At 53.3% G+C, this 13721-nt stretch carries 11 protein-coding genes; 3 read left to right on the plus strand and 8 right to left on the minus strand.

Going from position 1 to position 13721, the window contains the following annotated elements; translation table 11 throughout:
• The first annotated feature begins 8 nt into the window (after nt 1–8).
• Nucleotides 9–1616 carry a glycoside hydrolase family 43 protein gene (locus BJF95_RS17895; RefSeq protein ID WP_075640783.1) on the plus strand — a complete coding sequence of 536 codons (1608 nt, stop codon included), beginning with the start codon at nt 9–11 and terminating at the stop codon, nt 1614–1616.
• Here BJF95_RS17895 and BJF95_RS17900 read toward each other — a convergent pair.
• The 3 genes from BJF95_RS17900 to msrP all read right to left on the minus strand — a co-directional run bounded on the left by BJF95_RS17900 (nt 1601) and on the right by msrP (nt 5097).
• Nucleotides 1601–3445, minus strand: a complete 1845-nt coding sequence (locus BJF95_RS17900) for an O-linked N-acetylglucosamine transferase, SPINDLY family protein (RefSeq protein ID WP_245297361.1) — start codon at nt 3443–3445, stop codon at nt 1601–1603. The genes BJF95_RS17895 and BJF95_RS17900 overlap by 16 nt on opposite strands.
• 66 nt (nt 3446–3511) lie before the next feature.
• Nucleotides 3512–4147 (minus strand): protein-methionine-sulfoxide reductase heme-binding subunit MsrQ, encoded by a 636-nt coding sequence (msrQ, locus tag BJF95_RS17905; protein WP_075640784.1) that lies wholly within the window; start codon nt 4145–4147, stop codon nt 3512–3514.
• A gap of 2 nt (nt 4148–4149) precedes the next feature.
• Entirely contained in the window at nt 4150–5097 is a 948-nt protein-coding gene (msrP, locus tag BJF95_RS17910) for a protein-methionine-sulfoxide reductase catalytic subunit MsrP (RefSeq protein WP_075640785.1), read from the minus strand.
• Nucleotides 5098–5351: 254 nt separating this feature from the next.
• Here msrP and ilvD point away from each other — a divergent pair, with 254 nt between their 5' ends.
• Complete coding sequence (gene ilvD / locus BJF95_RS17915) at nt 5352–7187, plus strand: dihydroxy-acid dehydratase (RefSeq protein WP_075640786.1); 1836 nt, start codon at nt 5352–5354, stop codon at nt 7185–7187.
• Between the two features lie 69 nt (nt 7188–7256).
• On the opposite strand, the gene BJF95_RS17920 is transcribed toward ilvD, so the two are convergent.
• Both BJF95_RS17920 and BJF95_RS17925 read right to left on the minus strand, forming a co-directional pair.
• Nucleotides 7257–7733, minus strand: coding sequence for a VOC family protein (locus tag BJF95_RS17920; RefSeq protein WP_083638916.1), 477 nt, complete (start codon nt 7731–7733; stop codon nt 7257–7259).
• 181 nt (nt 7734–7914) lie between these two features.
• Nucleotides 7915–8907, minus strand: a complete 993-nt coding sequence (locus BJF95_RS17925; protein WP_075640788.1) for an Lnb N-terminal periplasmic domain-containing protein — start codon at nt 8905–8907, stop codon at nt 7915–7917.
• Nucleotides 8908–9187: 280 nt separating this feature from the next.
• On the opposite strand from BJF95_RS17925, the gene BJF95_RS17930 reads away from it, so the two are divergent.
• Complete coding sequence (locus BJF95_RS17930; RefSeq protein ID WP_175577287.1) at nt 9188–10702, plus strand: reverse transcriptase domain-containing protein; 1515 nt, start codon at nt 9188–9190, stop codon at nt 10700–10702.
• A 32-nt stretch (nt 10703–10734) separates the two neighbouring features.
• Here the strand turns inward: BJF95_RS17930 and purB are convergent, their stop codons facing one another.
• From purB to rpe, 3 genes are all read right to left on the minus strand, one after another.
• Nucleotides 10735–12036, minus strand: coding sequence for an adenylosuccinate lyase (purB, locus tag BJF95_RS17935; RefSeq protein ID WP_075640790.1), 1302 nt, complete (start codon nt 12034–12036; stop codon nt 10735–10737).
• 102 nt (nt 12037–12138) lie between these two features.
• Nucleotides 12139–12870 (minus strand): DUF2259 domain-containing protein, encoded by a 732-nt coding sequence (locus tag BJF95_RS17940; RefSeq protein WP_083638898.1) that lies wholly within the window; start codon nt 12868–12870, stop codon nt 12139–12141.
• The gene (rpe, locus tag BJF95_RS17945; RefSeq protein ID WP_075640791.1) at nt 12867–13544 is read right to left on the minus strand and encodes a ribulose-phosphate 3-epimerase; all 678 of its coding nucleotides are present in this window, start codon (nt 13542–13544) and stop codon (nt 12867–12869) included. Before rpe ends, BJF95_RS17940 begins: the two co-directional genes overlap by 4 nt.
• Nucleotides 13545–13721 lie beyond the last annotated feature (177 nt).

A 13721-nucleotide genomic window follows, 5' to 3' on the forward strand; every position in this document is an offset into this window, starting at 1 on the left:
GAGAAACCATGATCATCAATCCAATTTTGCCGGGGTTTAACCCGGACCCGTCGATCTGCCGGGTGGGCGATGATTATTACATCGCGACATCGACGTTTGAATGGTATCCCGGCGTGCAGATCCATCATTCACGCGATCTGGTCAACTGGACCCTGATCCGCCGTCCGCTGGAGCGCAAAAGCCAGCTCGATATGCGTGGCGATCCCGATAGCTGCGGCATCTGGGCACCCTGCCTGTCCTATGCCGATGGGCTGTTCTGGCTAGTGTATACCGATGTGAAGCGCTACGATGGCAGCTTCAAAGACGCACCCAATTTTATCGTCACATCCCCCACCATTGAGGGCGAATGGTCGGACCCGGTTTATGTCAATTCCTCTGGTTTTGACCCATCGCTGTTTCACGATGATGATGGCCGCAAATGGTTCGTCAACATGCATTGGAACCATCGGCCTGAGGCGCATAATACCGAGGGCGATAATACGGCTTTTGATGGCATTTTGTTGCAGCAATGGGATGCGACCACCAAAAAGCTGGTTGGGCCTGTGCATAATATCTATCGCGGCACCGAGCTTGGTCTGGTGGAAGGGCCGCATCTTTTCAAGCGCAATGGCTGGTATTATCTCACCACCGCAGAAGGCGGCACTGGCTATGACCATGCCGTCACCATGGCGCGCTCGCGCACCCTGGAAGGGCCGTATGAAACCCATCCGGAAAAATATCTGATCACCTCGAAAGACAGCCCCAAAGCACCGCTTCAGCGCGCTGGCCATGGCCAATATGTTGAAACTTCTGATGGTCAATCCTATCACACCCATCTGCTAGGCCGCCCATTGTCACCTTACCGACGGTGTACGCTGGGACGCGAAACCGGCTTGCAAAAATGCATCTGGAAGGATGACTGGCTTTATTTGATTGACGGCACACCAGTGCCCGCCGTGGAAGTCACGCCGCCGGTGCCAACCGAGCGCAAATTCAAGCCGCAGCGGATTGACTATCTGTTTGATCAGGCAAAGCTGCCAATGGATTTTCAATGGTTGCGCACGCCGGAGCCAGAGCGGATTTTTTCAACCACCGAGCGGTCCGGATTTTTGCGGTTGTTTGGCCGTGAAAGCATTGGCGCGTGGTTTGAGCAGGCCTTGGTGGCGCGAAGACAAGAGCACCACAGGTTTCGTGCTGAAACGCGCATAGAATTTGTGCCCGATACCTACCAGCAGGTCGCAGGACTCACGCACTATTACAATCGCTATAAGCTGCACGCCTTGGCGGTGACCTGGCATGAAACGCTGGGCAGGGCGCTGACCATTTTGTCCTGCCCCGGAGATTATCCCGCAGGTAAGCTGGTGTTTCCCATCGGATCGGGCATTTCCGTGCCGGAAGGCGCACTGGATCTGGCGATGGAGATCGTTGATAACGACCTGCATTTCTTCTGGAAGCCTGCTGGTGCTGATGATTGGCAAGATATTGGCGAGGCACTGGACGCGGGCGTGATTTCCGATGAAGGCGGTCGTGGTGAGCATGGTTCGTTCACCGGTGCCTTTGCAGGCGTTTTCGCCTTTGATTTAACCGGGCAGGGCACACCCGCTGATTTTGACCGATTTGCCTACGAGGCACTCTGAGCGCGAAGAGAGTGAAAAGAGCCTTGGCGGGCGGGCAGCACTGGCACATCAAAATGGTCCGGTGCTTGTCGGGCCTTTGCCCGCTCAATCATCATGTCATAGGCTCGTTCAAGATGACGGCAAAAGCGCTCAGAATCGAACAATGGCGATTGAAAGCGTTGCTCATTCAGATGGGCTTTCAAATCTGCAAGCTTTTGCGGATTTTGGACCAGCGCACTGGCCAGTTCCACAAATGACGCGTCATCATCTGCCACCAAATCATTGAGGCCCATGGCGTTCAGTAGGCTTTCCGACACGCGGGCTGCGAAATTGCCGCCACGTTTGGTGATGACCGGCAAACCAGCCCAGAGCATGTCTGACGTGGTGGTGTGGCCATTGCAAGGGAAGGTATCAATGGCAAAATCGGCGGCCTGCACCCGCGCCAAATGGCCCGCATAGGCCATCTTTGGCGCAAACAGCAGTTGCGATTGTTTGATGCCAAGCGTCTTGAAATGGGCTGCCGTGGATTGGCGGGCGTGGTTGCCATCAATCATCAGCCATAGCAGCGCCTTGGGGTTGGCTTTCAACACCTCTGCCCAGAGCGCCATTGTGGTAAGAGAGTTTTTCTTTTGCGCATTGAAAGCCGCAATGATCACCCGATCCGCAGGCAGGCCAAGCGCTGTGCGTTTGGCAGCAAGCGGCAACGGACGGTGGATTGGATCGTTGGGCTGATAGCATTCTGGCAGGCGGCAGAATTTTTCGTGATAGTGCGGTGCTGAAGACGCCGGCAGCACAAAGCGATCGCCAATGGCATAATCGCAATCCACCTCAATACAGGTGCCGGGAAAGCCCAGCCATTGCACATGCACGGGGGCCAGCGGCCTGTTCATCAGTTGCGAGCGTGTTCCGCGGGTGTGGCCCTTTAGGTCCACAAGAATGTCTATGTTTTTTGCGCGAATACTGGATGCCGCCTCATCATCATTCATCGCCTCGATGCTGATAATATTGCCCCAATCCTTGCGCCCGCCCAGATCAAAACCCAAGAGTTTTTCTGGCGTGTAGCAAAACAAGGTCACGTCGAATTTGGCCGGGTCGTGAGCGGTCAACACGCTGCGAAACAGCCGCATGGTGGCGTGGTCGTCCCATAGGTCGCAGGAGAGATAACCAATGCGGATTTTATCGCCCCATTGATGCGGCTGATTGCGGCGCTGGGCCTGCATCTGTGGGGTTATTGGCGTGATGCTTCCGATGGAGGCGGCTAGGCGGTTGAGTGCCTCATCTTCCTCCCACATAATGCTGCTGTGCGGCGGTTCTTCAGCAAGGCAATCGGTTTGACCGGCCAGCAATTCGGCGCGAAGCAATGGCTCCTCTTCTTTCAGGATCGCATAGTCACAATGTTCGCGCGCCAACCGCAACAGTGTCAGTCGAACATAATTGTCGTTAGGCTGTAATTTTCGCAGTTTTTGCAAAACACTCAAGACGAGTGGATTGCGCGGATCGCCTAGCAAAATCTCTGCTGCCCGTTGCAGATGGATGATGACAGAGCTTGCAGCAAGGGCCGCCACATATTGTTTTATCTGTTCCGGCTCCGCTGGCGAGCGATTGGCATCAAGCGCAACAAATGCGGCTTGCGCCAGTAGGTCGCTGCGTTCTGGCTCCTGCGCGCACTCTGCGGCAAACTGATATGCTTGCACCGCCCCATCCAAAATCTGCATTTTCAACAGAGCATCGCCCAAAAGCCTGGCAGCCTCAGGCCCGGAATGGGAGGCAATCAAGCTCGATAGTATCTCAACAGCCGCTTGCGGCTGATCGTTATCGTATAGGGTTTGGGCGTCCAGCAGGGTTGGCAAGATCGGTATGTCTCCATGCACGTTTGCCCGTGGTGGTAACGTCCCGACCTTGCCCCAACCGGGTGGTTATGTTGCCCGCATCCTTGCAGAATTTTTGCGCTTTGCGGCCATGATTTTCGGGCGGATCAACCGATAGCCCAACAGCACAAGGACAATGGCCGTATATGTTGCGGGCTCCAGCGTGAAGGATTTGCGCGAAAGAACAAAATGCAACAACTCGGCGGCAAGAATGATATAGCTGGCCTTGTGCAGGGTGTTCCATTTGCTGCCCAGCTTGCGGATTGACCAGCGGTTGGAGGTCAGCGCCAGCGGAATGAGCAAAACCAGCCCCAACATGCCCAACATAATATAGGGACGCTTGAGAATATCGCCCAAAATCGACGAGAAAATCAAACCGCGATCCAGGGCCAGATAGACGGCAAAATGCGCCAGTACATAGTAAAACGCCAAAAGCCCCAGTGCCCGGCGGTAGGCAATGAGATTGACCTTGAACAGATCGCGCAGCGGTGTCACCGCCAAACCGAGACAGAGCAAGCGCAGCGCCCAAAGGCCCAGGCGGTGCTCAAACTCACGCACGGGGTCAGCCCCCAGCCCACCAAAGATGCCGAGGTAAAAGGCATAGAGGCCGGGGAGTAGGCCGATGGCATAAAGCGCCCAGATGCTGAGCGATTTCTGTCGGGCGGAAAGTTTAAAATCAGCCATGATCAATAGAACTTCGTCAGGTCCATGCCTTTGTAAAGGCCAGCCACCTGTTCGCCATAGCCATTGAAGGGCAGGGTATCAATGCGCGCGCCACCAAACAGGCCTGCACTTTCGCCAATGCGCCGCTCGGTGGCCTGGCTCCAGCGGGGGTGATCGACCTTGGGGTTCACATTGGCATAGAAGCCATATTCATTGGGGGCAAGAATATTCCAGGTGCAGGGCGGCTGTTTTTCTGTGAGGGTAATTTTGACAATCGATTTGATGCCCTTGAAGCCGTATTTCCATGGCACAACGAGGCGCAGTGGCGCACCATTCTGATTTGGCAGGGTTTCGCCATAAAGGCCGGTTGCGAGAATCGTCAGCGGATTGCGCGCCTCATCCAGCCGCAAACCATCCACGTAAGGCCAGTTGATGGATTGGAAAAAGCCGCTTTGCCCCGGCATTTCATCGGGCCGGACCACGGTTTCAAACGCCACATATTTGGCACTGCCCAAGGGCTCGACCTTATCCAGCAGGGCTGAGAGCGGAAAACCGATCCACGGGATGACCATGGACCACGCCTCAACGCAGCGCATGCGATAGATGCGATCTTCCATGGTGAAAGACGACATAATGTCTTCGATGCTGATTTTCTGCGGCTTGGCCACAAGCCCGCCGATTTCCACCGTCCACGGCGTCGGCTTGAATTTGCCCGAATTGTTGGCGGGATCAGATTTGTCCGTGCCGAATTCGTAGAAATTATTATAGGTGGTCACATCTTTTTTCGGCGTCAGCTTGTCTGGAACTTTATAGGCCGTTGGCTTGCCTGTAAGTGGTGCTGCAAGGGCATCGCCTGCAATAGCAAGCCCCAATGTGCCTGCGGCAGCGCCCATCAATGTGCGGCGAGACAGATAAACGCCCTGCGGCGTGATCTCGGAGGCGGGAATGTGAGGCGGGCGAAATACGGCCATGGTCGGTTTGCTCCCTATCAGCTATAAAAGCATTCTACGCATAAGTACGGTCGGTGGATTGAAAATGTTACAGGGGATTTCAAAATTTCCGTATTTTGCGCTTCACATTCCTGTGCACGCGCAACAGTACCGTTTTCGGCCTTGCTGATAGTGACATAAACGCTCATTTGACCTAGAAAAATTCAAAACCAGCCCGCGCGCGTGATCTATTCCATCAGCGTTGTGCGACAAAACCAGCTTTCGAGGTGACACCCATGCCCGTCTATCGCTCCAGAACCACGACTCATGGCCGCAACATGGCAGGCGCGCGCGGCCTTTGGCGCGCAACCGGCATGAAGGATGGCGATTTCGGCAAGCCGATTATTGCCGTGGTCAATTCATTCACGCAATTTGTGCCCGGCCATGTGCATCTGAAAGATCTCGGCCAGTTGGTTGCCCGCGAAATTGAAGCGGCTGGCGGTGTTGCCAAGGAATTCAACACCATCGCCGTGGATGACGGTATCGCCATGGGTCACGATGGCATGCTCTATTCGCTGCCATCGCGTGAAATCATCGCGGATTCGGTCGAATATATGGTCAATGCCCATTGCGCCGATGCCATGGTCTGCATTTCCAACTGCGACAAGATCACCCCCGGCATGTTGATGGCCTCCTTGCGGCTGAACATTCCAACTGTGTTCGTCTCTGGCGGTCCCATGGAAGCGGGCAAGGTTGTGATGCATGGCAAGAAGGTCGCCCTTGACCTCGTGGATGCCATGGTTGCTGCCGCTGACGACAAGATTTCCGATGAAGATGTGGCCACTATCGAGCGTTCGGCCTGCCCCACCTGCGGTTCTTGCTCTGGCATGTTCACCGCCAATTCCATGAACTGTCTCACGGAAGCGCTGGGCCTGTCCCTGCCGGGCAATGGCTCTACGCTCGCTACTCACTCCGACCGCAAGCGGTTGTTTGTGGAGGCTGGCCATCTGATCGTTGATCTGGCCCGCCGTTACTATGAGCAGGACGACGAAAATGTACTGCCGCGCACCATCGCCTCCAAGCAGGCGTTTGAAAACGCTATGGCGCTGGATATTGCCATGGGCGGCTCTACCAACACCGTTTTGCACATTCTGGCTGCCGCCTATGAAGGCGAGATCGATTTTAATCTCGATGACATTGACCAGCTGTCGCGCCGCGTACCGTGCCTGTCCAAGGTGGCCCCTGCCAAGCAGGATGTGCATATGGAAGACGTACACCGCGCAGGCGGCATCATGCGCATTCTCGGCGAGCTGGATCGTGGTGGCTTGATCAACCGCGATTGCCCAACCGTGCATGCACCAACGCTGGGTGATGCCATCGATCAGTGGGATATTACCCGCACCAACTCTGAGAGCGTGCGCGAATTCTTCCGCGCAGCCCCCGGCGGCGTGCCAACGCAGGTGGCGTTTTCGCAATCATCGCGCTGGGATGAGCTGGACTTGGACCGCGAAACCGGGGTCATCCGCTCGGTTGAAAAGCCATTCTCCAAGGATGGCGGCTTGGCCGTGCTGAAGGGCAATATCGCTCTGGACGGCTGCATCGTTAAAACCGCAGGCGTTGATGAAAGCATTTTGAAATTCACCGGCCCTGCCAAGGTGTATGAAAGCCAGGATTCGGCCGTAAAAGCAATTCTCGGCAACGAAGTGGTGGCTGGCGACGTGGTGGTGATCCGCTATGAGGGACCAAAGGGTGGTCCGGGCATGCAGGAAATGCTCTACCCAACCAGCTACCTGAAATCCAAGGGCCTCGGCAAGGCTTGCGCCCTGATCACCGACGGCCGCTTCTCTGGCGGCACATCGGGCCTGTCCATCGGTCACGTCTCACCCGAAGCTGCCAACGGCGGCACCATCGGTTTGGTCCGTAACGGCGATACCATTGCCATCGACATTCCAAACCGCACGATTGAACTGATGCTCTCGGAAGGCGAACTCGCAGCCCGTAGAGTGGCCCAAGATGCGGCTGGCTGGAAGCCCGCGGAGGTGCGCAAGCGCAAGGTGACAACGGCGTTGAAGGCCTATGCCGCCTTTGCAACAAGCGCGGATTTGGGTGCTGTGCGGAAATTGCCCGAATAAACGCCGGATATTTGAAATGGTGCAGAACGCCGTCGCAAAATTGGTTTTGCGACGGCGTTATCGTTTTATTCAGACCTCAATATTGCTATTCATCCGCTGCCACTCCACAAATGTTACCGTGCCACTGATGTCCAGTCGCGGGCTTTCGGGTAAAAGAGATATAAATTCGAGGGAGTGGCCATCCGGATCGTTAAAATAAACGCTTGCGGCTGGCATCCAGGGAAACACCACCGGCTCATCGATCTCCTCATTGCTTCCGCCACGCCGAGGCACAACGCCTTTTGATCGGAGAAAGTCCGGAGAGAGAAGGAGTTGATCAAGAGTGGTTTGAAATGCGATGTGGAGCCTGAGTTGCACGGGTGAACTGTGAATAGACCAAAGGCCGAGCATCGACCGGTCCCGTCCACCAACCCAGAAAAAAGCAACATCGCGGTTTGGTATTCTGTGAGCGAATTCCAAACCCACGACATCTCGATAAAAATCGATTGACCTGTCGAGATTGGAAACAGTCAGGTGGGTCTCATACAGCCCCGTTATCGGTATCATATGCATCAACTCCTTCTTTTACCTCCGCGTCACACTGTGCTGGGAGACTTGGTTTGGGTTGATCGTGTTTGTAGAACCTCAACTTAAGTTGAGGTCAATAGGGGGCTTTATAAAAACACCGATAAACAGAAGGGCTCAAAGCCCTCAGCCTTTTGACGCACCTTAAAAAAATGTCAGAATTTTACTGCCTGATCACACTGGAATAATCAGCCGGTGAATTGCCCGCAGCCTGTGCCTTGGCACTGATGGCCGCACGCTTGCGAAGCTCAGGCTCCGGCAGCTTCCAGACCGAGGCTCCATGCTCTGCGAGATAGCCGGGCAGGTAACCCGACAGCAAAACACGGTAATCCGTTGGAATGCCCGGCTCAATCTGGCGGGCAAGATCAAACACCACCGTGGTGCAGTTGGTGGTGATCGTGTCGTAGAATTTGGGCTGTCTGGCGAGCTGATCGGCCGAGTTCACGTAATTCAAAAACAAGGCGCGCATCGCCTGTTTGGGAATATCCAGCGGGTAAAGATAGGTGTCCTCCTTGCGCATATTGGTGCGAAGATAGAGAATATCCCGCTCATCGGCGGCCAGAAAAGCCAGTTCATAGGTTTTGAAAAAGCCTGCTATCGACGAATAGGATTCGGTCTTCTCGCGGCGTGTCTCGACCGAGAACACCACGCGCTGACCATCCTCAAAGCCAAAACTGACCAGCGTATGGGCAATGGCATCCATGCCCCAATAGGACAGGACCATATCGGCCTCATTCAGCTTATTGAGATCATATTGCCGCGTCTCCCATTTGGCATCGGCGGCACTGTCGCTTGTCCAGTTGAAATTGCGTACGTTCTGGAGCGTGACGATATTGTTATCAACCGTTCCCGTCACGGTTTTGGATACATCCACCGCCCAATCTCGATCAAGGCTCGGCGTGATCGATTGCCACCAGATGCCGATGAAAACCAAGCTCAATAGAAACAGCCCGACTGAGGCAAGCGGTAATTTTCGAGCCAAGGAAATGATAGCAAGGACAAATATAAGCCACAGACCGGAAGCTGCGCCACGGATAATGTCTAGACCCGGAATGCGATACCAAAGAGCCAGCGTTATCCAACCGCTTACGACAAGTGCGGCAAAAACCAATAGGGTAAGAAGGATCACGCTGATAATGGGAAAAAGAAGTTTCATATAGCATGTCTTTTTTTAAATTAGGCTCTTGAACTTTAACCGAGAAATCCCCAAATGGTTGTTATGGGGCGTTCCACACGGAAGATGAGGAGAGATCTGAATCCCGGATCACGGTCGCGCGTGAGTCATTTGTTTACACTGTCAAGTGGAAAGATGGCGGGTAATGTGATCATGGGATCTATTCTCCTGATTATGATGATTTCGTTATTCTTTATGATGATGCCGATTAAGCTCATCACTACGAATACAGTATATACAATATCGTTGGTAAGGGATGATAGTGGCGCAAATGCCATGCTGTAAGGGCGGAGGCGATAACTGTACAATGCCTGATTGTGTTATTGCCTCCACTCAGCAAAATTGGATACCTCGTGATAAAGATATAAAAAAATATCTCCATTTCGATCGTACTATATCTGAAGAATTATTAGCCTCTATTGCTAATGATCCTAATTTGGTGTCGCGTCATTCATTCTTTCCATTAATTAGATTTTTTGAGAGTTGGATACGTTTTCGGCACGGCGGTAAGAGGATAGAAAAGAAACGCCCTCTTCGTTATGCAGCTCGAATAGATGCTGCGATTTTTGCTAGATACCGTGCGTTATTATCAGATTTTTTTGAAGCAGAGCTAAAACTCAAGGGTCTATCTTCCGTGCCTGTAGCCTACAGGCGCTTGCCTCGAGCATGTGGTGGAAATAAATCTAGTATTGATATTGCTAAAGAAGTTTTTGATTTCATTCGTTCTTGCGATAACTGTATAGTTACCGTCGTGGATATAAAATCATATTTTGAGAGTTTGGACCACGGGCGTATTCGTCAGTGCTGGGAGGCGCTCATAAAACAGCCATTGCCGCCTGATCATCAAGCTGTCTTTAATGCTATCACGAAATACTCTGTCGTAGATTATGATAAAATAATGAAAAGACTCGAGCTAATGGTACATCCAGCAGTGGGTTCGAGGGGCGAACGCAGAAAGCGAAAAATCGATTTACTAAAAGGAAAGTATTATAAACAGCTTTGTAGCGTGGAAGATTTTCGAAATTTAGTTGCGGGGGGAGACCCGAACTTTCCAAGTCTAATTCAAAAAAATGGATTTAATTTTGGTATACCGCAAGGTACTCCAATTTCTGACTTGGTTGCAAATTTCTATTTGATGGATTTTGACGCTGAAGTCAATTCTTGGGTTTCTGAGCATTCTGGTATTTATATGCGCTACTCAGATGACATTATTGTTGTAATTCCCCAATCTAATTCGATCTCAGATTTTGAAGTTAAAGATTTTTTGCAGACTCGTATCCGGCATTATGGCAGCAAGCTGCAAATTCAGGACAAAAAAGTTAGTATTAGTCGTTTTTCTAGAAATGGCTTAGTCCAAGATTTTAGTCGTGTTTTTGGAAGGGCGTCAGCAAACGGCCTTGAATATCTTGGGTTTCAATACGATGGAGCCTCTATTCAGATAAAAAACTCTACACTTTCAAATGCTTGGCGGAAAATGAAGCGACGCGCTTACGGTTCTGCTTGCGCTTACGTTAAGAGATACAGAAGCAAGGGTGAGATTTGGATAAGGGCAAACTATTCTTCTCTGCAACTTGAAACCAATCTTCTCAGAGACGTGACTTATAATCAAGATACAGGTTACGATACTTGGACGTTTTTGAAGTATGTCCGTCGATGCAGCCGAACTTTTTCAAATTATCCTCGGAATTTTTCGAGTCAAACCAAGCGTTACAGACGTTTAACAAAATTAATGATTGAGAAATCTTTAGATAAAGCGATTTCGGTTCACCTTAAATAATCTGCGCCGCATGTAGCGGCGCAGCTGAGGCTTCACCCAAAAACCCGCTTGAAAATCGTATCGACATGCTTGGTATGATAGCCAAGGTCAAACTTCTCGCGGATCTGCTCTTCCGTGAGGGCTGCTCGCACTTCAGCATCGCCCAGCAATTCTTCCAAAAAGTCCTTACCCTGTTCCCAAACCTTCATGGCGTTGCGCTGCACGAGGCGGTAGCTGTCTTCGCGGGAAACGCCAGCTTGGGTCAGCGCCAGCAGCACACGCTGGCTCATCACGAGGCCGCGGAATTTGTTCATGTTTTTCAGCATGTTTTCTGGGTAGATCACCAGCTTTTCAACAACGCCAGCCAAACGGTTCAGCGCGAAATCGAGCGTGATGGTGGTGTCTGGGCCAATGGCGCGTTCGACGCTGGAGTGGCTGATGTCGCGCTCATGCCAAAGGGCTACGTTTTCCATGGCGGGGACAACCGACATGCGTACCAGGCGGGCGAGGCCGGTGAGGTTTTCGGTCAGCACCGGATTGCGCTTGTGCGGCATGGCCGAGGAGCCTTTCTGGCCCGGCGAGAAGAACTCTTCGGCTTCCAGCACCTCGGTGCGCTGCATGTGGCGAATTTCGATGGCAACGTTTTCGATGGACGAGGCAATCACACCCAATGTGGCAAAGAACATGGCGTGGCGGTCGCGCGGGATGACCTGCGTGGAAACCGGCTCCGGCACGAGGCCTAGCTTTTCGCAGACGTGTTCTTCCACGCCCGGGTCGATATTGGCAAAGGTGCCAACAGCGCCAGAGATGGCACCCGTGGCAATTTCAGCGCGGGCGTTGACGAGACGGGCGCGGTTGCGCTCCATCTCGGCATAGAAGCGGGCAAAGGTCAGGCCCATGGTGGTGGGTTCTGCGTGGATGCCGTGGCTGCGGCCAATGCGCACCGAATCCTTGTGCTCGAACGCACGGGCTTTCAGAGCGGCCAGCACGCGGTCCATATCGGCCAGCAGCAGGTCGGCGGCGCGAACCAGCTGAATGTTCAGTGTGGTGTCCAGCACGTCGGAAGAGGTCATGCCCTGATGCACGAAGCGGCTGTCTGGGCCAATGAACTCGGCGAGGTGCGTCAGGAAGGCAATCACGTCATGCTTGGTGACCGCTTCAATCTCGTCAATCCGGGCCACGTTAAATTCCGCAGCGCCGCCCTTTTCCCAGATGGTTTTTGCGGCTTCTTTTGGAATCACGCCCAGCTCGGCCAGCGCGTCGCAAGCATGGGCTTCGATCTCAAACCAGATACGGAATTTGGTTTCGGGAGACCAGATAGCGACCATCTCTGGCCGGGAATAGCGCGGGATCATGAATTTGCCTTCTTATCTTGCGGTGAATGCCGTGGAACTAGCAAAGGTCGTCGGCATTCTCAACGGTTTGGAAGCAGGTGCGACCTGCCATGCGAATGTCATTCAGGGCTTGATGGGCACGGCCAGCCAGCGCCCATCCGAGCCTTGGGTTGATGGGTTCAGCACCAGCACCAGCGCAATCTGCACCACAGCACCGCCGGGAATTTGGTAGGTCACAACACCACCAAGCCGGTAGCCGGTGGGACAGCGGCGGCTGGCAGGCACATGGCCGTCTTCATAGACAACCTTATCCTGCTTGGCTCCGTTAATTTCGGTCATACGCAGGCGAAAACCCTTGATGGTCGGCACCTGATCTTTGCAGGCTGCGGGCGCGCCTTCATCCAGCTCTTCAAGCTTCAACGTATATGGCTGGCCAACCGCGGGCTGCACCTTATGCAGCCGATAGCTGAGGGTGTGGCCATCAACACCAACCTGGCTGATTGGGTTAAACGCTACGATCTCACCAGGATGATTGAGCAGGTCGCGCTGCTGGATGATTTTGGTCACCTGATTGAGGCTTTTTTGCCGCGTGCTTGCAAGACCAGCCTTGTCGTCGTCAGCGCGAATACGCACCGGCGTATCCGGCAGGAAGGTGTTATTGGTCAGATCAATGGCATAAATATTGGAATAGGCTATGTTCGACCCATCCTGAATGCCATATTCCTCAAATGCAAACACACTGCCGTCGCTTGAAAAACCTATAGGGTTTACACTGGCGATATCGCCAGCAAATGCGGGCAGGGCAGCAAATGAGACAATGGCAACGAGCGTGCCGCGAAGCCAAGAGATATTCAAGCCCGGCCTCCTTCAGCGGCAACCCGCAATGCTGATACTGTCTTTTTATAATCGTCCACACCGTCACCTTTGTAAATCGCCGATCCAGCGACAAGCACATTTGCACCGGCTTTTGTCACAATCGGGGCAGTCTCGACAGTTATGCCGCCATCAACCTCAAGTGCGATAGGGCGCGGACCAATCAAAGCATTGGCCTGGCGGATTTTATCGGCGGCAAAGGGAATGAAACTCTGGCCACCAAAACCGGGGTTCACACTCATGATCAGGATCAGATCAACGTCGTCAATCAGATTTTCCAACATGGATACCGGCGTTGCCGGATTGAGCGAAACACCGGCCTTCTTGCCAAGCGCGCGGATGGATTGCAGTGAGCGGTGCAGATGCGGACCTGCTTCGGCATGCACAGTAATGTAGTCGCAGCCCGCATCGGCAAAGGCGGGCAGAAAGGGATCGGCGGGTGCAATCATCAGATGGCAATCAAACACCGCCTTGGTGTGCGGGCGAAGTGCTTTGATGACGGCGGGGCCAAACGAGATATTGGGCACAAAATGCCCATCCATCACATCGAGATGAATCCAGTCTGCGCCAGCCTCGACAACATCACTCACTTCTTGTCCAAGTTTGGCAAAATTGGCCGCAAGGATTGAAGGGGCGATGAGCAGCGGGCGGGTCATATGTGCAATACTCCGAAACGGCAGAACCTGTTGCCGCTGCATAGCATTCCCGTATCCGTGCGACAACTGATTGCGCAGAAGTTTGATCGCTTTGTGTTGCGCTTTCGCAGCTATAATTGCTTGGTTGGACAGGCCGCTTTGAGCACGCTAAAACCGGCATCTGGAGCAGGACAGGGG

The sequence above is a fragment of the Rhizobium oryziradicis genome (assembly GCF_001939045.1).
GTDB classification, from domain to species: Bacteria; Pseudomonadota; Alphaproteobacteria; order Rhizobiales; family Rhizobiaceae; genus Allorhizobium; species Allorhizobium oryziradicis.

Excerpts from the sequence above, each read along its gene's own strand:
- BJF95_RS17895 (WP_075640783.1), top strand. The coding sequence starts at position 9 with ATGATCATCAATCCAATTTTGCCGGGGTTTAACCCGGACCCGTCGATC.
- msrQ (WP_075640784.1), bottom strand. The coding sequence starts at position 4,147 with ATGGCTGATTTTAAACTTTCCGCCCGACAGAAATCGCTCAGCATCTGG.
- msrP (WP_075640785.1), bottom strand. The coding sequence starts at position 5,097 with ATGGCCGTATTTCGCCCGCCTCACATTCCCGCCTCCGAGATCACGCCG.
- ilvD (WP_075640786.1), top strand. The coding sequence starts at position 5,352 with ATGCCCGTCTATCGCTCCAGAACCACGACTCATGGCCGCAACATGGCA.
- BJF95_RS17920 (WP_083638916.1), bottom strand. The coding sequence starts at position 7,733 with ATGATACCGATAACGGGGCTGTATGAGACCCACCTGACTGTTTCCAAT.
- BJF95_RS17925 (WP_075640788.1), bottom strand. The coding sequence starts at position 8,907 with ATGAAACTTCTTTTTCCCATTATCAGCGTGATCCTTCTTACCCTATTG.
- purB (WP_075640790.1), bottom strand. The coding sequence starts at position 12,036 with ATGATCCCGCGCTATTCCCGGCCAGAGATGGTCGCTATCTGGTCTCCC.
- rpe (WP_075640791.1), bottom strand. The coding sequence starts at position 13,544 with ATGACCCGCCCGCTGCTCATCGCCCCTTCAATCCTTGCGGCCAATTTT.